Origin of the sequence: Immundisolibacter sp. (genome assembly GCF_028696615.1) — a bacterium.
In the GTDB taxonomy this organism is placed as follows: Bacteria; Pseudomonadota; Gammaproteobacteria; order Immundisolibacterales; family Immundisolibacteraceae; genus Immundisolibacter.
The window spans coordinates 1-18252 of the sequence record NZ_JAQVGQ010000021.1 but is presented as its reverse complement, the minus strand read 5'-3'; the positions used below and the strand labels follow the sequence as shown (position 1 = coordinate 18252).

At 69.2% G+C, this 18252-nt stretch carries 18 protein-coding genes and 1 pseudogene; 15 read left to right on the top strand and 4 right to left on the bottom strand.

Going from position 1 to position 18252, the window contains the following annotated elements; translation table 11 throughout:
* The 3 genes from PHC73_RS02845 to PHC73_RS02835 all read left to right on the top strand — a co-directional run.
* Nucleotides 1–429 (top strand): TraR/DksA C4-type zinc finger protein (locus tag PHC73_RS02845; protein ID WP_300124201.1); only part of this gene is annotated, 429 nt, incomplete at its 5' end.
* A gap of 7 nt (nt 430–436) precedes the next feature.
* Nucleotides 437–961 carry an O-acetyl-ADP-ribose deacetylase gene (locus tag PHC73_RS02840; RefSeq protein WP_300124199.1) on the top strand — a complete coding sequence of 175 codons (525 nt, stop codon included), beginning with the start codon at nt 437–439 and terminating at the stop codon, nt 959–961.
* Nucleotides 954–1376 (top strand): NUDIX hydrolase, encoded by a 423-nt coding sequence (locus PHC73_RS02835; RefSeq protein ID WP_300124197.1) that lies wholly within the window; start codon nt 954–956, stop codon nt 1374–1376. The genes PHC73_RS02840 and PHC73_RS02835 overlap by 8 nt, the downstream gene beginning before the upstream one ends.
* 19 nt (nt 1377–1395) lie before the next feature.
* Here PHC73_RS02835 and epmB read toward each other — a convergent pair whose 3' ends face one another.
* Nucleotides 1396–2403, bottom strand: a complete 1008-nt coding sequence (gene epmB, locus PHC73_RS02830; RefSeq protein ID WP_300124195.1) for an EF-P beta-lysylation protein EpmB — start codon at nt 2401–2403, stop codon at nt 1396–1398.
* A 37-nt stretch (nt 2404–2440) separates the two neighbouring features.
* On the opposite strand from epmB, the gene efp reads away from it, so the two are divergent.
* On the top strand, nt 2441–3010 hold the full coding sequence (efp, locus tag PHC73_RS02825; protein WP_300124192.1) for an elongation factor P: 570 nt from the start codon (nt 2441–2443) through the stop codon (nt 3008–3010).
* Nucleotides 3011–3017: 7 nt separating this feature from the next.
* Nucleotides 3018–3965, top strand: coding sequence for an EF-P lysine aminoacylase EpmA (gene epmA, locus PHC73_RS02820; protein WP_300124189.1), 948 nt, complete (start codon nt 3018–3020; stop codon nt 3963–3965).
* A 35-nt stretch (nt 3966–4000) separates the two neighbouring features.
* Here epmA and PHC73_RS02815 read toward each other — a convergent pair whose 3' ends face one another.
* The gene (locus PHC73_RS02815) at nt 4001–4309 is read right to left on the bottom strand and encodes a Dabb family protein (RefSeq protein ID WP_300124186.1); all 309 of its coding nucleotides are present in this window, start codon (nt 4307–4309) and stop codon (nt 4001–4003) included.
* 157 nt (nt 4310–4466) lie between these two features.
* Here PHC73_RS02815 and PHC73_RS02810 point away from each other — a divergent pair, with 157 nt between their 5' ends.
* The 10 genes from PHC73_RS02810 (at nt 4467) to pnp (ending at nt 15947) form a co-directional block, all read left to right on the top strand.
* Nucleotides 4467–5585: a Re/Si-specific NAD(P)(+) transhydrogenase subunit alpha gene (locus PHC73_RS02810; protein WP_300124183.1), complete on the top strand. Its 1119-nt coding sequence runs from the start codon at nt 4467–4469 to the stop codon at nt 5583–5585.
* Nucleotides 5586–5597: 12 nt separating this feature from the next.
* Entirely contained in the window at nt 5598–5882 is a 285-nt protein-coding gene (locus PHC73_RS02805) for a proton-translocating transhydrogenase family protein (RefSeq protein ID WP_366949789.1), read from the top strand.
* Nucleotides 5883–5884: 2 nt separating this feature from the next.
* A complete protein-coding gene (locus tag PHC73_RS02800) occupies nt 5885–7267 on the top strand; it encodes an NAD(P)(+) transhydrogenase (Re/Si-specific) subunit beta (RefSeq protein WP_300124182.1) in 1383 nt (460 codons plus the stop codon).
* A 170-nt stretch (nt 7268–7437) separates the two neighbouring features.
* Nucleotides 7438–7935 carry a ribosome maturation factor RimP gene (gene rimP / locus PHC73_RS02795; protein WP_300124179.1) on the top strand — a complete coding sequence of 166 codons (498 nt, stop codon included), beginning with the start codon at nt 7438–7440 and terminating at the stop codon, nt 7933–7935.
* Nucleotides 7925–9427, top strand: coding sequence for a transcription termination factor NusA (gene nusA, locus PHC73_RS02790; protein ID WP_300124176.1), 1503 nt, complete (start codon nt 7925–7927; stop codon nt 9425–9427). The genes rimP and nusA overlap by 11 nt, the downstream gene beginning before the upstream one ends.
* Before the next feature lie 14 nt (nt 9428–9441).
* The gene (gene infB, locus PHC73_RS02785) at nt 9442–12006 is read left to right on the top strand and encodes a translation initiation factor IF-2 (RefSeq protein WP_300124173.1); all 2565 of its coding nucleotides are present in this window, start codon (nt 9442–9444) and stop codon (nt 12004–12006) included.
* Nucleotides 12007–12008: 2 nt separating this feature from the next.
* Nucleotides 12009–12353, top strand: coding sequence for a 30S ribosome-binding factor RbfA (rbfA, locus tag PHC73_RS02780; RefSeq protein WP_300124170.1), 345 nt, complete (start codon nt 12009–12011; stop codon nt 12351–12353).
* Nucleotides 12350–13288: a tRNA pseudouridine(55) synthase TruB gene (gene truB / locus PHC73_RS02775; RefSeq protein WP_300124168.1), complete on the top strand. Its 939-nt coding sequence runs from the start codon at nt 12350–12352 to the stop codon at nt 13286–13288. The genes rbfA and truB overlap by 4 nt, the downstream gene beginning before the upstream one ends.
* 95 nt (nt 13289–13383) lie before the next feature.
* Nucleotides 13384–13653, top strand: a complete 270-nt coding sequence (gene rpsO, locus PHC73_RS02770) for a 30S ribosomal protein S15 (protein ID WP_300124166.1) — start codon at nt 13384–13386, stop codon at nt 13651–13653.
* 215 nt (nt 13654–13868) lie between these two features.
* Nucleotides 13869–15947, top strand: coding sequence for a polyribonucleotide nucleotidyltransferase (gene pnp, locus PHC73_RS02765; protein ID WP_366949788.1), 2079 nt, complete (start codon nt 13869–13871; stop codon nt 15945–15947).
* Between the two features lie 119 nt (nt 15948–16066).
* Here pnp and PHC73_RS02760 read toward each other — a convergent pair whose 3' ends face one another.
* Together PHC73_RS02760 and PHC73_RS02755 are read right to left on the bottom strand one after the other, a co-directional pair.
* On the bottom strand, nt 16067–17821 hold the full coding sequence (locus tag PHC73_RS02760) for a phosphoenolpyruvate carboxykinase (GTP) (protein WP_300124163.1): 1755 nt from the start codon (nt 17819–17821) through the stop codon (nt 16067–16069).
* 251 nt (nt 17822–18072) lie between these two features.
* Nucleotides 18073–18252: pseudogene (locus PHC73_RS02755) on the bottom strand (hypothetical protein); the annotation flags it as partial.

Sequence of the window (18252 nt, the reverse complement as noted above, 5' to 3'; positions counted from 1 at the left end):
CTTTTTCAGCGTTTTGTTAATTATCGAGGATACCGACCGATGATGAATGGTTTGTCTGCCCAGGAAGTGCAGGAGCTGCAGCGTCGTTTGCGGGCCGAGCACGCGCAATTGCGGCGCGAGGTGACCGACGAGCTCGCGCAGTCGCAGCAGAACCAGTACGTCGAGCTGGCCGGGCGCGTGCACGATCGCGGCGAAGAGGCGGTAGCCGATCTGCTCGAGGATCTCGAAGTTGCCGCGCTGGAGCGGCACGTGCAGCGGCTGCGTCAGATCGAGTCGGCGCTGGCCGCCATTGCGCACGGGTCCTACGGCCTGTGTCGGGACTGCAATGCGCAGATCGGCAGCGCGCGCCTGCACGCCGACCCGGCAGTGGAGCGTTGCCTGGATTGCCAGGCGGCGCTCGAGCGAGGGCAGCACGCGCCGACGCTGTGAGCCGGCCATGGACGCGGCGCGTGTGCAGGCATTGCAGGCGGACATTACCCGGCTGGCAGTGGATGCGATCGTCAACGCGGCCAATGCGTCACTGCTCGGTGGTGGTGGCGTGGACGGCGCCATTCACCGCGCCGCCGGCCCACAGTTGCTGGAGGCGTGTCGACGCCTGGGCGGCTGTGCCCCGGGTGATGCGAAGCTGACCGCGGCTTTTCGGCTGCCGGCCAAATACGTGATCCACACCGTGGGCCCAGTCTGGCAAGGCGGCGGCGCCGGCGAGGATGGCGTGCTGGCGAGCTGCTACAGGCGCTGTCTGGAGCTCGCCGCCGCGCACGGTGTGACCAGCATCGCTTTTCCGGCCATCAGCACTGGCGCGTACGGCTTTCCGCTGGAACGGGCGGCGCGCATCGCGGTCGAGGCCGTGTCTGCGGCGCTCGCCACGCGGCCGGCGATCCGGCTGGTGCAGTTCGCGTGCTTCAGTCCGCAGGCGCTCGCCGTGTATCGTCGGGCGTTGGCTCAGCGCGCCGGTGATTGAGTCCTGCAGGCTGCCGCGCTTGGCGGTGGGCGCGTTTGCGTTCGATGCCCGCGGCCGGCTGCTGCTGGTGCAGCGTGGCCGCCCGCCGGCGCAGGGGCTGTGGTCCGTGCCGGGCGGCAAGGTGAAGTGGGGTGAGACGCTGGTCGACGCCTGCCGGCGCGAGGTGCAGGAGGAAACCGGCATCCAGATTGCGGTCGGTCCCTTGGTGACCTGGTTCGAGCGCATCGACGCGGCGCACCACTACGTGATTCTCGACTTCATCGGCACGCCGACGCAGGCCGCCGCCGAGCCGCGCGCCGGTGACGACGCGGCGCAGGCCCGCTGGGTGACGCAGGACGAGCTGCTGGCGCTGCCGCTGACCGCCGGCCTGCTGCCGGTGTTGGCGCAGGCGCGCCGTCTGGCCGGATTTGCTTGACGCGCCCGCTGGCCCGAGGTCAGGCGACGACGGTTTTGCCTGCCGCGCCCGGCTGTTCGCGCACCAGCCGCGGCACCAGATAACCCGGCAGCCGCGCGCGCAGCTCGGCGATCAGCGCCATACCGCGCGCCTCGGGCACGTCGAAGTGGGCCGCCCCCTGCACGCGGTCGAGCAGGTGCAGGTAGTACGGCAGCACGCCTGCGCGGTGCAGGCGCTCGCTGAGAGCGACCAGCGTATCGGCATCGTCGTTCACGCCGCGCAGCAGCACGGCCTGGTTCAGCAGCGTGACGCCGGCCAGCCGGAGCCTGCCGAGCGCGTGCTCGACCGCGGCGTCGATCTCGGCCGCATGGTTGCCGTGCAAGACCAGCACCTTGCGCAGCGGGGTGCGGCCGAGCCAGGCGAGCAGTGCGTCGTCCACGCGCTGTGGCAGTACCACCGGCAGGCGGCTGTGGATACGCAGCGTGTGCACGTGAGGGATGGCGGCCAGGCGCGCGGCGAGTTCGGACAGACGCGCGTCGCTCAGCGTGAGCGGGTCGCCGCCGCTCAGGATCACCTCGCCGATGCTGGCGTCGGCCGCGATGGCGGCCAGCGCCGGCTGCAGGCGAGAGCCGCCGGCGTGGGCCTCGGCGTACGGAAAATGCCGCCGAAAACAATAGCGGCAGTGCACCGCGCAGGCACCGGTAGCGATCAGCAGTGCCCGGCCATGGTATTTTTTGAGCAAGCCCGGCACCGGCTGGGCGGCCGATTCGTCGAGTGGATCGGCGCTGTAGCCGGGCCGGGTTTCGTATTCAAGGTGGAGCGGCAAAACCTGCCGCAGCAGCGGGTCGGCGGGATCGCCCGCACGCATGCGCTGCAGGTACGGCGTCGGCACGCGCAGCGGAAACAGCGCCGCCGCCCGCCGGGCGGCCGGCAGCAAATCGTCCGGCAGGCGCAGCGCACGCAGCAGCATGGCCGGGTCGTCGATGGCGTCCGCCAGCAGCCGCTGCCAGGGCGCGGGGGAGCGCGGCGGCTCGGCCAAACCATGCATGTTCATCTCTCGCTGACGTTCCGATAAAGAGGAAATTATGGCGTCTTACAGCACCAACGAATTTCGCGCCGGGCTCAAGGTGATGCTCGACGGCGACCCGTGCGAAATCATCGAAAACGAGTTCGTGAAGCCCGGCAAGGGCCAAGCCTTCAACCGCGTGCGCCTGCGTAACCTCAAGACCGGCCGGGTGTGGGAGCGCACCTTCAAGTCCGGCGAATCCATCGAGGCGGCCGACGTCGTGGATACCGAGATGCAGTACCTGTACAACGACGGCGAGACCTGGTGTTTCATGAACCCGTCGAGCTTCGAGCAGGTGCACGCCGGCGCCAACGTGGTGGGGGACAAGGCGCAGTGGCTCAAGGAGCAGGACATGTGCACCATCACGCTGTGGAACGGCGAACCGATCGCCGTGGCGCCGCCGAACCACGTGGTGATGAAGGTGACCTACACCGAGCCCGCGGTGCGCGGCGACACCAGCAGCGGCGCCACCAAGCAGGCCACGCTGGAGACCGGCGCCACGGTCAAGGTGCCGCTGTTCGTCGAAATCGGCGATTTGCTGCGCGTCGACACCCGCACCGGCGAGTACATCTCGCGCGTCAAGGAATAAGCGTCCCATGCCGGCTGCCGGTGACTGGCGCCCGGCGGCCAGTCTCGACATGCTGCGCCGTCGCGCGGCGCTGCTGGGCCGGATTCGGGCTTTCTTCGAAGCCCGTGGCGTGCTGGAAGTCGACACCCCGCTGCTCGGTCCGGCACCGAGCAGCGATCCGCAGCAGCAGTGTCTGGAGGTGACCTTGCCGGGCGGCGCGCGGCGCTTTCTGCAGCCCTCGCCCGAGTACGCCATGAAACGCCTGCTGGCCGCCGGTAGCGGCAGCATCTATCAAATCTGCAAGGCGTTCCGCGCTGGCGAGGAAGGGCCGCGGCACCGCACCGAGTTCACGTTGGTGGAGTGGTACCGGGTCGGCTTCGACTACCGGGCGCTGATGGACGAGGTGGCGGCGCTGGTGTGCGGGCTGCTCGGGCGGCCGCCGGCGCAGACGTTCAGCTACGGCGAGCTGTTCGAGCGTCATGCCGGGCTCGATCCGCTGACCGAGCCGGAAGAGGCGCTGTGGCGGCGCGTGGCGGCGGCCGGCATCGAGCCGTCGGCGGCGCTGCGCGCTGCCGGGCGCGATGCGGCGCTCGACCTGCTGCTGACGCGCCTCATCGAGCCGGCCATCGCCCCGCTGGGCGCGGTGTTCGTGGTCGACTACCCGGCCGGTCAGGCGGCGCTGGCGCGTCTGCGCCCCGATGCCCCGGCGCTTGCCGAGCGCTTCGAGCTGTACGTGGACGGCATCGAGCTGGCCAACGGTTTCACCGAGCTGGCCGATGCCGCCGAACAGCGCCACCGCTTCGAGGCCGACAACCGCCGGCGCCAGGCGCTCGGCCTGCCGACGGTGCCGCTCGACGAGGGCTTGCTGGCGGCCTTGCAGCATGGCCTGCCGCACTGCGCCGGCGTGGCGCTGGGTTTCGATCGGCTGCTGATGCTGGCCGCTGGGATCGACGACATCGCCGCGCTGCGGGTGTGAGCCCGCTCGCGGCGGTCGTCTTGCGGGTGCTGCGTTCAGTACACGTAGTCGAACGCCACCACGCACTCGTCGAAGCTGCCGTCGAGCAGCGGGCCGATGTCCTGGGCGATGGCGATGTGTTCGGGCGAGGGCAGGTAACGGTCGCGCGATTCGGCGTCGCGAAAATCCATCGAGAAACCGTAGTTGAAGCCGCGGTTGATACCTTCTGGACTCGAATAGGGGCCGCCGCTGAAGGTGAGCAGGCCGTCGAAGCTGCCGACCATGCTGCGAAAGCGTTCGAACAGCGCCTGCGCCGCTGCATCCGAGCCGGGCTTCAGCTTGACCATCACCATGTGCCGAATCATTGCGTTTCTCCGTGCTTGGGGTTGAGGTTGGAAGCGGCGTGTAGAATGCCGGCGTTCGTAGGTACCGGCCGGCCGCGCCGCGCCGTGAGTTTGCCACAGGGGCGGTTGCCGACGAGCGCGTCGCAGCACCGTTCACGTAACGACAAAAACGCCAGCCATGACGGTTTCAGTGGGGGTTCTGCGCGAGCGCGCGCCGGGCGAGTGCCGCGTGGCGGCGACGCCCGAGACGGTGAAGAAACTGCTGGCACGGGGCGCCCGGGTGTGCGTGGAGGCGGGCGCCGGCGAGGCCGCGCGTTATCCCGATGCCGCCTATGCCGAGGCCGGCGCCCGTATCGGCAGCGCCGCCGACGCGCTGGCCGGTGATGTGGTGTTGTGCGTGCGCCGCCCGGCCGACGAGCAGATCGCGGCCATGCGCGCGGGCGCCCTGCTGGTGGGCTTTCTGGATCCCTACGCCGGCCGTTTCGACGCGCTGGCGCAGGCCGGCCTGAACGCACTTGCCGTCGAGCTCATTCCGCGCATCTCGCGCGCGCAGTCCATGGACGCGCTGTCCTCGCAGGCCAACATCGCCGGTTACCGGGCGGTGCTGGAGGCCACCGTCCACTACCGGCGCTTCCTGCCGTTGATGATGACCGCCGCCGGCACGGCCAAGCCGAGCCGGGTGGTGATCCTCGGCGTCGGCGTGGCGGGCCTGCAGGCCATCGCCACCGCGCGGCGCCTGGGCGCGCAGGTGGAAGCGTTCGATGTGCGCCCGGAAACGCGCGAACAAGTGCTGTCGCTGGGCGCCAAGTTCATCGACATCGACCTCGGCGAGAGCGGCGCCGGCGAGGGCGGCTACGCGCGCGAATTGTCCGCACAGGCGCAGGCGCGCCAGCAGGAGCAGCTCGGCGAGCGCTTGAAGGTCGCCGACATCATCATCACCACGGCGCTGATCCCGGGTCGCCCGGCGCCGGTGCTGGTGCCGGAAGCCGTCGTGCAGGGCATGCGCCCGGGCTCGGTGATCGTCGATCTCGCCGCCGCCAGCGGCGGCAACTGTCCGCTGACCGAGGCCGACCAGGTGGTCGAAAAACACGGCGTGACGCTGGTCGGCATCACCGACTACCCGTCGCGTCTGGCTACCGATGCCAGCGCCTTCTACGCCCGCAACCTGCTGAACCTGCTGGAGCTGGTGCTGCAAAAGGACGACGCCGGCATGCGCGTGCGGCTCGATCTCGACGACGACATCATCGCCGCGGCGCTGGCCGTGCAGGCCGGCGCCGTGCGCTTTGCCAAACGCTGACGAAGGATCGCCATGACCGCCATCGTCGTATCGCTGTACATCTTCGTGCTGGCCTGCTTCGTCGGCTACCAGGTCATCTGGGGCGTGACCCCGGCGCTGCACACGCCGCTGATGTCGCTGACCAACGCCATCTCGGGAATCATCATCGTCGGCGCCATGCTGGTGACCGGCTACCACGAGGCCGATGGCCTGACGCGCGGCATCGGCTTTCTGGCCGTGGTGCTGGCCTCGATCAACATCTTCGGCGGCTTCCTGGTCACCCAGCGCATGCTCGCCATGTTCAAGAAGAAGCACTGAGCATGGGCGCCAGCACGCTGGCCGTGGCGTATCTCGCCGCCGCGGTGTTGTTCATCCTGGGCCTGAAGGGCCTGGCCTCGCCGCGCACGGCGCGCGCCGGTAACCGGTACGCCATGACCGGCATGGGGCTGGCGGTGCTGGCGACGCTGGCTTCGCCGCAGGTGGCCGATTACGGCTGGATCGTCACGGGTGTCGCCGTCGGCGGCGGCATCGGCGCGGTGCTGGCGCGGCGGGTGAAGATGACCGACATGCCCCAGCTGGTGGCCCTGCTGCATAGTTTCGTCGGTCTGGCCGCGGTGCTGGTGGCGCTGGGCACCTACGTCACGCACCGTGATGCCGGGGCGCTGAACGCCCTGCTGCTGTGCGAGCTCGGCATCGGCAGCTTCATCGGTGCCATCACGTTCACCGGCTCGGTGATCGCGTTCGGCAAGCTGCAGGGGCTGATCGGCTCGGCGCCGCTGCGCTTTGCCGGCCAGCACTGGGTGAACCTGGCGCTGGCGCTGGCCATGCTGGGCGCGACGGCGCAGTTCGTGCTGGGTGGCGGGCTGCCGGCGTTCGTGGCGCTGACGGTGCTGGCGCTGCTGCTGGGCGTGCTGCTGATCGTGCCGATCGGTGGCGCCGACATGCCGGTGGTGGTGTCGATGCTGAACTCGTACTCCGGCTGGGCGGCGGCGGCCACCGGCTTTACGTTGCACAACGAGCTGTTGATCATCACCGGCGCGCTGGTGGGCGCCTCCGGTGCCATCCTGTCGTACATCATGTGCCGGGCCATGAACCGCTCGATCGTGAGCGTGATCTTCGGCGGCTTCGGCACCGGCGAGGAGGCGACGGCGGCGGCCGGTGGCGAGGCGCGCACGGTGAAGACCGCGGCGGTCGAGGATGCCGCCTTCATGCTGGAGAACGCCGGCAAGGTCATCATCGTGCCGGGCTATGGCCTTGCCGTGGCGCAGGCCCAGCATGCCACCGCCGAGCTGGTGCGCGCGCTCGAAACACGGGGTGTCGAGGTCAAATTCGCCATCCACCCGGTGGCCGGGCGCATGCCTGGACATATGAACGTGCTGCTGGCCGAGGCCGACATCCCGTACGACAAGGTGTTCGAGATGGAGGAAATCAACCCCGATTTCGCCACCTGCGACGTGGCTCTGGTGCTGGGCGCCAACGACGTGACCAACCCGGCCGCCAAGACCGACCGCAGCAGCCCCATCTACGGCATGCCGATCCTGGACGTGCACCGCGCCCGGCAGATTTTGTTCGTCAAGCGCAGCATGAAGCCGGGCTATGCTGGGGTCGACAACGCCCTGTTCTACCAGGACAACTGCGCGCTGGTGTTCGGCGACGCCAAGAAGGTGGTCGAGGGCCTGATCCAGGCGCTGGAGCATTCGTGAGCGCCGAAACGGGGCGTCGCTGTCCTTTGTCAGCCCGCTGCATCGCGGTGCCGTGCGCCGGCGCTGGGTGGCGGGCTGTCATTTCGCCGTCAGCGCGGCTATAATCGCCGCCCTCTATTCAGCGTGCATTGAATGGGCCTTCGGCCCATTTTTTGTTTCAGGTGGCGTATTTGTCGGGGTCATTGGGCGAGCGGCTGCGTGATTGGTTGGCGCCGGCGCTCGAAAAATTGGGCTATGAGTTGATCCAGGTGGAGCATGTCGCCACCCGGCGGGCGGTGCTGCGCCTGTACATCGATCATCTGGGGGCGGGCGACGGCATCACGCTGGACGACTGCCAAAAGGTCAGCGATTACGTGAGCGGCCTGCTGGACGTCGAAGACCCGCTGCCCGGCGCGTATTCACTCGAAGTCTCGTCGCCCGGCCTGGACCGGCCGCTGGTGACCGCCGAGCACTTTCGCCGTTTCCTGGGCAGCGAGGCACGGTTGCAGCTGCACCGGCCGCTGCACGGTTCGCGGCGCTTGCGCGGGCGTTTGTGCGGCGAGGCGGGCGGTGTGCTCGAGATCGATGTGGACGGTCAACGGCTGCAGGTGCCGCTGGCGGACATCCGGGCCGCCCGACTGGTGCCGGACCTGGCGGCGCAACTGCGGAGCAAGGGCGATGGACACTAAAGAAATTCTGCAGGTGGTAGACGTCGTCTCGAACGAGAAGGGCGTCTCCAAGGAAGTCATCTTCGAGGCCATCGAGGCGGCGCTGGCGGCGGCCACGCGCAAGGTCGCCGGTGAGCACCTGGACGTGCGCGTCGCCATCGACCGCCACAGCGGCAACTACGAGGTATTCCGCCGCTGGACGGTGGTGGCCGACGATGCCGACGACTTCGACCCACAGCGGCAGATCACCCTGTCGCGCGCCCAGCGCGAGCGGCCCGACGCCGCCATCGGCGACGTCGTCGAGCAGCCGATGGGCGCGGTGCCGTTCGGGCGCATCGCGTCCCAGATGGCCAAGCAGGTGATCGTGCAGAAGGTGCGCGACGCCGAGCGCGAGAAGATCGTCGAGATGTTCCGCCCGCGCATCGGCCACATGCTGATCGGGCAGGTCAAGCGCCTGGACCGGGGCAATCTCATCGTCGATGTGGGCGGCAACGTCGATGCGCTGCTGCCGCGCGAGGAAATGATCCCGCGCGAGAACATCCGCGTCGGCGACCGGGTCTGCGCGCTGCTGGCCGATGCCCGCATCGAGCAGCGCGGGCCGCAGCTGTTCCTGACCCGGCGGGCGCCGAAGCTGATGATGGAGCTGTTCCGGCGCGAGGTGCCGGAAGTGGCCGACGGCATCGTCGAGGTGGTGGCCTGTGCCCGCGATCCGGGCGTGCGGGCCAAGATCGCCGTGCGCAGCTATGACCCGCGCATCGACCCGATCGGCGCCTGCGTCGGCATGCACGGCACGCGCGTGCAGGCGGTGTCGAACGAGCTGGCCGGCGAGCGCGTCGACATCGTGCTGTACGACGCCAACCCGGCGCAGTTCGTGCTGAACGCCCTGTCACCGGCCAAGGTGGTGTCGATCACCATGGACGAGGAAGCCCACACCATGGACGTGGCGGTGGCGGAAGACCAGCTGTCGATAGCCATCGGCCGCGGCGGCCAGAACGTGCGCCTGGCCAGCGAGCTGACCGGCTGGGAGCTGAACCTCATGACCGAGGCGCAGGCGGCCGAAAAGCAGGAGGCTGAACTCGGCACCCTGCGAAGCATGTTCATGGAAAAGCTCGATCTCGATCAAAGCGTGGCCGACATCCTGGTGCAGGAGGGCTTCACCAGCGTCGAGGAAATCGCCTTCGTGCCGGTCTCGGAACTGCTGGCGATCGAGGAATTCGATGAAGATCTGGTGCAGGAGCTGCGTGATCGCGCCCAGAACGCCTTGCTGGCGCAGGAGATCTCGCGCGAGGAGGCGCTCGGCGACGTCGAGCCGGCCGCCGACCTGCTGGAGGTCGAGGGCATGTCCCGCCGCCTGGCCTACCAACTGGCTGCGCATGGCATCGTCACGCGTGACGATCTGGCCGAGCAGGCGGTGGCGGATTTGGTGGAAATCGACGGCATCGACGAGGCGCTCGCCGGGCGGCTGATCATGGCCGCCCGGGCCGCCTGGTTCACCGACGACGCCCAGGCCTGAGAGGTGTAGAGCAAGTGGCAGTACAGTCCATAGAACAATTCGCAGCCTCCATCCGGGTGCCGGTCGACCGCCTGCTGCGTCAGCTGCAGGAAGCCGGTGTCGGTGTGCGCACGGCCGCCGATTCGATCACCGACGACGAAAAGGCGCGCCTGCTGAGCTTCCTGCGGCGCGCCCACGGCGCCGAGGCGGGCGAAGCCAGCCCGACGCCGCGCAAGATCACACTCACGCGCCAGGTGGTTTCGGAGCTCAAGCAGCCGGCGGTGGCGCGCCGGCCGGGCCCGGGCGCCGCGCCGGCCACGCCGGCTAACAAGGTCACGGTGGTCACGCGCAAGCGGCGCACCTACGTCAAGCGCGAGGAGATCGAAAAGGTCGGTGAAGAGGCGGTCGCGGCCGAAGCCGAAGCCGAAGCGCAGGCGCTCACCGAGCCGGCGCCGCAGGCGCAAGCCGAGATGGTCGAGGTGGTACCGCCCCAGGCCGAGACAGTCGAAGCCGTGCAAGCCGCCGCACCGGAGCCGGCACCGGTGGTCGAGACCGCGCCCGAGCCCGAGGTGGTGGCCGAAGCGCCGCCGGCTGCGGTGCGGCCGGCGCCCTCGGCGCCGGCGCAGCCGGTGCCCGGCAAACCGCCAGCACCCGGCAAGCCGCCGGTGCGCGGGCCGCAGCCGGCGGCGCGTCGCGATGACGCCGGACGCGGTGCCGGCAAGCGCAAGAAAGGTGGGCGTGACGAGCGCGGGTTTGCCGAGGAGGCGGGGCGGCTGCGCAGCCGCTCGCGGCCTGGCGCCGGTCGTCAGGCGGTCGGCCGTCACCAGTTCGAACGCCCACAGGGCGCCATCACGCGCGAAATCGAGGTGCCTGCCAGCATCACCGTGGCCGAGCTCGCCAGCCGCATGTCGGTGAAGGCGGCCGAGGTCATCAAATGCCTGATGCGCATGGGCCAGATGGCCACCATCAACCAGGTGCTCGATCAGGACACCGCCATGCTGGTGGTGGAGGAAATGGGGCACACCGCCCGCGCGGCGGCGCCGCAGACGCCCGAGTCGCTGCTCGAGCAGCTGACGCCGAGCGGCGAGGCGGTGCCGCGGGCGCCGGTGGTGACCGTCATGGGGCACGTCGATCACGGCAAAACCACCCTGCTGGACTACATCCGCAAATCCCAGGTGGCAGCCGGCGAGGCCGGCGCCATCACCCAGCACATCGGCGCCTATTACGTGACCACGCCGCGCGGTGCCATCACGTTCCTGGACACTCCCGGTCACGCAGCGTTCTCGTCCATGCGGGCACGCGGTGCGGCGCTGACCGACATCGTCATTCTGGTGGTGGCGGCCGACGACGGCGTGATGCCGCAGACGGTGGAGGCCATCCAGCACGCCAAGGCGGCCGGGGTGCCGCTGGTGGTGGCGGTCAACAAGATCGACAAGCCGGAGGCCGATCCCGAGCGCGTCAAGCAGGAGCTGATCCAGTACGAGGTGATCGCCGAGGACTTCGGCGGTGATGTGCAGTTCGTGCCGGTGTCGGCCAAGACCGGTGCCGGCATCGACAACCTGCTCGAGGCCGTGTTGCTGCAGGCCGAGGTGATGGAGCTGAAAGCCGTCGCCGATGGCCCGGCCGTGGGCGTGGTGGTCGAGGCCAAGCTCGACCGCGGCCGCGGTCCGGTGGCGACGGTGCTGGTGCAGGCCGGCACGCTGCGCCGGGGCGACATGGTGCTGGCCGGCAGCGAATTCGGCCGCGCCCGTGTACTGCTGGACGAGCACGGCCAGCCGCTGCTGGAGGCCGGCCCGTCGCGGCCGGTCGAGGTGCTCGGTCTGTCCGGCGTGCCGAACGCCGGCGATCCGGTCAACGTGGTCGAGGACGAACGCAAGGCGCGTGAGATCGCGCAGTTCCGCCAGCAGGCGGCACGCGAGGCGGCGCTCACCCGGCGCGAGGCGGCGCCGGGCGGCGACATCTTCAGTCAGCTGCGCGCCGCCGAGGTCAAGACGCTGAACGTCATCATCAAGGCTGATGTGCAGGGCTCGGCGGAGGCCATTGCCGCCTCCCTGGCGAGCCTGTCGACCGACGAGGTGACCGTGCGCGTGGTGGCCTCGGGTGTGGGCGGCATCACCGAGACCGACGTGAATCTCGCGCAGTCCACCGGTGCGCTGCTGATCGGCTTCAACGTGCGCGCCGATGCCACGGCGCGCAAGCTGCTCAAGGAGACCGGCGTCGAGGTCCGCTACCACAGCATCATCTATGAGGTGATCGACGAGGTGAAGCGGGCGCTCGGCGGATTGCTCGAGCCCGAGGTCAAGGAAACCATCCTGGGCCTGGCCGAGGTGCGCGAGGTGTTCCGTTCGGCCAAGTTCGGTGCCGTGGCCGGCTGCATCGTGGTCGACGGCGTGGTGCGTCGGCGCTGCCCGATTCGAGTGTTGCGTGGCAACGTGGTCATCTTCGAGGGCGAGCTCGAGTCACTGCGCCGGCACAAAGACGACGTGACCGAAGTACGCGCCGGCACCGAGTGCGGCATCGCCGTCAAGCAGTACGACGACGTGCGCGTGGGCGACCAGATCGAGTGCTACGAGCGCGTCACCGTGCAGCGCACGCTGTAACCATGCAGGGCGTCGACCGTACGCGGCGCGTGGCGCAGGCCATCGCGGAGGAGCTGCCGGGGGCATTGCGCGAGGTGAAAGACCCGCGCGTGACCGGGCTGATCACGGTGCACGAGGTGACCGTCAGCCGCGATCTTGGCGTGGCCAAGGTGCGGTTCGACGTGCTCGGCGGCGCCGATGCTGCGGCCGCTTGCGCGGGGCTGCGCCATGCGGCCGGCTTTTTGCGCAGCCGCTTGGCGGCGCTGCTGCGCCTGCGGCGTATGCCGGAGCTGCGTTTCGAGCTCGACGAGCCGTCCCGGATCGGCGAGCTGCTGCAGCGCATCAAAACGCAGGACTCGGCCGTTTGAAGCGCCGCCGCGGCCGGCCGATCAGTGGCGTGTTGCTGCTCGACAAACCCGCCGGCGTCACCTCCAACCAGGCGCTGCAGACCGCGCGCCGGCTGGTGGATGCCGCCAAGGCGGGTCATACCGGCACGCTGGACCCGCTGGCGACCGGGCTGCTGCCGCTGTGTTTCGGCGAGGCGACCAAGGTGTCGCAGTTCCTGCTCGGCGCCGACAAGACCTATCGCGCCCGGGCGCGTCTTGGCATCACCACGACCACCGGCGACAGCGAGGGTGCGATCGTACGTGAGCGCCCGGTGGCCGTGGACCAGGCGGCCCTAGCGGCCGCGCTGCTGGCCCACACCGGCGATCTGCTGCAGGTACCGCCCATGCACTCGGCGCTCAAGCAGGGCGGCCGGCGTTTGTACGAGCTGGCGCGGCGCGGCGAGACGGTCGAGCGTGTGGCGCGCCCGGTGCACGTCGGGCGGCTGGAACTGATGCGCTTCGAGGGCGACGCCTTCGAGGTCGACATCGACTGCTCGAAGGGCACCTACGTGCGCAGTCTGATCGAGGACATCGGCGAGATGCTCGGCTGCGGGGCGCATCTGACCGCCCTGCGACGGCTGCGCGTCGGCGCCCTCGATGTCGAACGCGCCGTCGACCTCGAGCGCCTGCGCGCGCTGGCGCTCGAGGGTCCGGTGGCGCTGGACGCCTGCCTGCTGCCCATCGCCGATGCGCTGGCGCATTTGCCACGGCTGTTTTTGGACGCGCCGCAGGCGCAGCGGCTGGCGCGCGGTCAGGCGCTGGAGCTCGCGGCGCTGCCGGCGCCGGGCTGGGTGGCCGTGTTCACGGTCGATCGCGCGTTCGTCGGCATGGCGCAGGTGGCCGACGGCCGGCTGTGGCCGCGCCGCTTGATCAGGCAGGAGCAGGGCGCCGATGTGTCGGCCAACGGTTCGGCTTGAGACCGTGCGCGGCGCGCGGGTAGAATGCCCCGTTTCACCAAAGGTGGCGCGATTACCCAGTGGCGTCATCATCGTCTGTCCGGAGTAAGCAAGACATGTCGCTCAGCGTCGACAAAAAATCCGAACTGGTGCAGGCCTACGGCCGCAGCAACAACGACACCGGTTCGGTGGAAGTGCAGGTGGCCCTCATCTCGGCCCGGCTCGAGCAGCTGAACGAGCACTTCAAACTGCATCGCCAGGATCACCACTCGCGGCAGGGGCTGCTGCGCCTGGTGGCCAAGCGGCGCAAGCTGCTCGATTACCTGAAGCGCAGCGACGCCGGTCGCTATCGCGCCTTGGTCGAGCGGCTGGGCCTGCGCCGCTGAAGGCGCAGCCGAAACGGCCACGCCATGGCGTTTTCGGCTCACGGTAATGCGCCGGTGCGGACGGGGCGAGGACCCTCGCATGCGTCCGGCACCTGGTGGCGGACGGAGGGCATCGTGTGCGATGGGTTCCCGACGCCTGGCGCGCCCCGTTCCTGGGGCAAGGCCCCGCCGCAGGGCGGCGGTGGCTGCAGTTCAAAGCAAAGGAAGTACCGCTCGTGAAATTGATCCGCAAGGAAGTCCAGTTCGGCAAGCACCTGCTCACGCTGGAGACCGGGGAGATCGCCAAGCAGGCCTACTCGGTCATGGCGCGCCTGGGTGACACCGTGGTGCTGACGGCGGTTACCGCCAGCAAGTCCGTCAAGCCTGGACAGGACTTCTTTCCGTTGACGGTCGATTTCATCGAGCGCGCATACGCCGCCGGGCGCATTCCGGGCGGCTTCTTCAAGCGCGAGGCGCGCCCGTCCGAGAAGGCCATCCTGACATCGCGCCTGATCGACCGCGCCATGCGGCCGCTGTTTCCAAAAGGCTTTTACAACGAAGTGCAGGTCGTGCCGACCGTGCTGTCGGCCGACGACGAGGTCGATCCGGACATTCTGGCCATGATCGGTTCGTCGGCGGCGCTGATGCTGTCCGGGCTGCCGTTTCGCGGGCCGGTCGGCGCCGCGCGCGTCGGCTACAAGGACGGCAACTTCATCCTGAACCCGAGCTATCAGGAAACCGCCGAGTCGGCCCTCAACCTGGTGGTCGCCGGCACCGCCGACAGCGTGCTGATGGTGGAGTCCGAGGCGCAAATGCTGCCCGAGTCGGTGATGCTGGATGGCGTCATGTTCGGCCATCGGGCGTTCCAGCCGGTCATCGAGACCATTCTCGCGTTCGTCGCCGAGGCCGGCGTGCAGCCCTGGCCCTGGACGCCGCCGCAGAAGGACGAGGCGCTCGAGACGGCCGTACGCGCCGTGGTGGAGCAGCCGCTCGGCGAGGCCTACTCGATCCCCGACAAGCAGGCGCGGCAGGACGCGGTGGCGCAGGTGCGCGAGCGCGTGGCTCATCTGGCCGGAGACAACGGCGAGCGGGCGCAAGAGGTGCAGGCGCTGTTCTCGGCAGTCGAGAAAGACATCGTGCGTGGGCGCATTCTGGATGGCCGGCCGCGCATCGATGGCCGCACCACACGGCAGGTGCGCCCGATCAGCATTCGCACCGGGGTGCTGCCGCGCACGCACGGCTCGGCGCTGTTCACACGCGGTGAGACGCAGGCGCTGGTGGTGACCACACTCGGCACCGAGCGTGACGCGCAGGTGATCGACGCGCTCGAAGGCGAGTACCGCGAAGATTTCATGCTGCACTACAACTTCCCGCCCTACTGCGTGGGCGAGACCGGTCGCATGGGTGCCACCAAGCGGCGCGAAATCGGCCACGGTCGCCTGGCCAAACGGGCGCTGGCGGCGGTGCTGCCGCCCAAGGGCAGCTTCCCGTACACGCTGCGCATCGTGTCGGAAATCACCGAGTCGAACGGCTCGAGCTCCATGGCCACGGTGTGCGGTGGCAGTCTGGCGCTGATGGATGCCGGGGTGCCGATCAAGGAGGCGGTGGCCGGCATCGCCATGGGCCTGATCACCGACGGCAACCGCTTTGCCGTGCTGACCGACATTCTGGGTGACGAAGACCACCTGGGCGACATGGACTTCAAGGTCGCCGGCACCGCAAGCGGCGTGACGGCGCTGCAGATGGACATCAAGGTGATGGGCATCACGCCGCAGATCATGCAGGCGGCGCTCGAGCAGGCGCGCGAAGGCCGCGAGCACATTCTGGGCGAGATGGCCAAGGCCCTGTCGGCGCCGCGCGAGCAGATGTCCGACTACGCGCCGCGCATCCTGACCATGCGCATCCATCCGGACAAGATTCGGGATGTCATCGGCAAGGGTGGCGTGACCATCCGCAGCATCACCGAGCAGACCGGCACCACCATCGACATCGACGACGACGGCACGGTGCGTATCGCGTCGGTGGATCGCGCCGCCGGCGAGCAGGCGCGGGCCATGATCGAGCGCATCACCTCCGACATCGAGGTCGGCCAGGTGTACGAGGGCCGCGTGGCCCGGCTGATGGATTTCGGCGCCTTCGTCACTATCCTGCCGGGTCGCGACGGCTTGCTGCACATCTCGCAGATCTCGGACGAGCGTGTGGAGCGCGTCAGCGACAAGCTGGCCGAGGGCGACATCGTGCGCGTGAAGGTGCTGGAGGTGGACAAGCAGGGGCGGATTCGCCTGAGCATGAAGGCGCTGGCCGAAGGCGAGTAACGGCGGGCGCCGATCCGGGGGCGGCCAGACATGAAAAAGCCGGTCGGGGCGGGGCTCCGACCGGCTTTTTTTGGCCCCGGTCATCGGCCGTCGCCGATGACCGGGGCAGCGGGGCGAGTTCAGCCGGCCCAGATGTTGCGAAGGCCGTGACTCACACGCTCGCGTTCGTCGTGCAGCACCTGCGGCACGCGCGGCCCGAAGCCGTGCAGGAAGCCGGCCACCTCGTCCATCTCGGTCAGCCAGGCCTGGGGGTCGATGTGCGTGAGCTGGCGCATGTCCTCATGCGACACGTCCAGCCCGGTCAGATCGATGCCGCCGTGCAGCGGCAGATTGCCCACCGGCGTATGGGCGGCGTCCGCCTGGCCCTGGCAGCGCTCGATGATCCACTTGAGCACGCGCAGGTTCTCGCCGTAGCCCGGCCACAGGAAGCGCCCCCGCTCGTCGCGGCGGAACCAGTTGACCTGGTAGATGCCGGGCGCCTGGGTGAGACGGGCGCCGGTGGCCAGCCAGTGCGCCCAGTAGTCGCCGAAGTGGTAGCCGCAGAACGGCTGCATGGCCATCGGGTCACGCCGTGTCACGCCTACCTTGCCGGTGGCGGCGGCGGTGGTTTCGGATGCCATGGCGGCGCCCATGAGCACGCCGTGCTGCCAGCTCTTGGCCTCCAGCACCAGCGGCGCCAGCGAGGCGCGGCGGCCGCCAAAGATGATGGCGGTGATCGGCACGCCCGACGCCAGTTCGGCCGCGGGTGACCAGGACGGGCACTGCCTGGCCGACACGGTGAAGCGGGAGTTGGGGTGCGCGGCCGGCCCGTTGGCCGGGTCGTAGGGGCGCCCCTGCCAGTCGAAGGCGGGCGTCTCGTCGGACAGTCCTTCCCACCACGGGCGCCGGTCGGCCGTCATCGCCACGTTGGTGAAGATGGTGTCGTGCTGGAGCATGTCGACGGCGTTGGCGTTGGTGTGCCGGCTGGTGCCGGGCGCAACGCCGAAGAAGCCCGCTTCGGGGTTGATGGCCCACAGCCGGCCGTCGTCGCCGACGTGCAGCCAGGCGATGTCGTCGCCGATGGTGTGGATCTTCCAGCCGCGGTATTCGACCGGCGGGATCAGCATCGCCATGTTGGTCTTGCCGCACGCCGACGGGAAGGCGGCGGCGAGGTAGTGCAGGCGACCTTGCGGGTCCTCGACGCCCATGATCAGCATGTGCTCGGCGAGCCAGCCTTCCTGGCGCGCCTGGTAGGAGGCGATGCGCAGCGCGTGGCATTTTTTGCCCAGCAGCGCATTGCCGCCATAGCCGGAGCCGATGCTTTTGATCAGCAGCTCCTGCGGGAAATGCATGATGAAACGCCGCTCGGGGTCGAGGTCGCCGAGCGAGTGCAGGCCGCGCACGAAACTGCCTTCGCGCTCGATGCGCTCGAGCGCCGGCCGACCCATGCGCGTCATGATGCGCATGCTGGCGGCAACGTAGGGGCTGTCGGTGATCTCCACCCCGCAGCGCGCCAGCGGCGAGTCGATCGGCCCCATGCAGTAGGGCACCACGTACAGCGTGCGCCCGCGCATGGCGCCGGCGAACAGCGCGTTCACCTTGGCGTGCGCCTCGGCCGGGTCCATCCACTGGTTGTTGGGACCGGCGTCGTCACGCTCGGGCGTGCACACGAAGGTGAGGTGCTCGGTGCGCGCCACGTCGGACGGGTCCGAGCGGTGCAGGTAACAGCGCGGGCGAGCTTCCTGGTCGAGCTCGATCAGGGCGCCGGTTTGCAGCATGTCGGCGATCAGCGCGTCGTATTCGGCCTGCGAGCCGTCGCACCAGTGGATGCGGTCCGGCTGCGTGAGTGCTGCCACCTCGCGGACCCAGTCCGCAAGCGCCTGATTCGACGTCATGTGAAAAATCCCCCGTGATTGAGCCGCGCCGGTCCGTGACGCGGGGACCCGAACCGGGCGAAGGCCGGGTCGTTGAGTAAATGCCGACCATTCGTTCCCTGGAATGAGTCAGCGCGCCGCAGCAAGGGTGATTCCCGCACTGCGCTTTGTGAATCGATGGGCCACGTCCTCGATTCAGGCCGGGGCATCCTGTCCCGGACGGCAAACGCTGACTAAATCAGCGTTTGCCTAACAGTCGTCAACAAATTTGTTTAGCTTCTGCGAGCGTGCTCGGCACTGTCAAGGCGGGCACGGGCTCGCGCCACCGCGGCGCGGACCTGCGATGGCGCGGTGCCGCCCAGGTGATCCCGCGCTGCCACCGAGCCCTCGAGCGTCAGTACGGCGAACACGTCGGCCTCGATCAGCGGGCAGAAGGCGCGCAGTTCATCGAG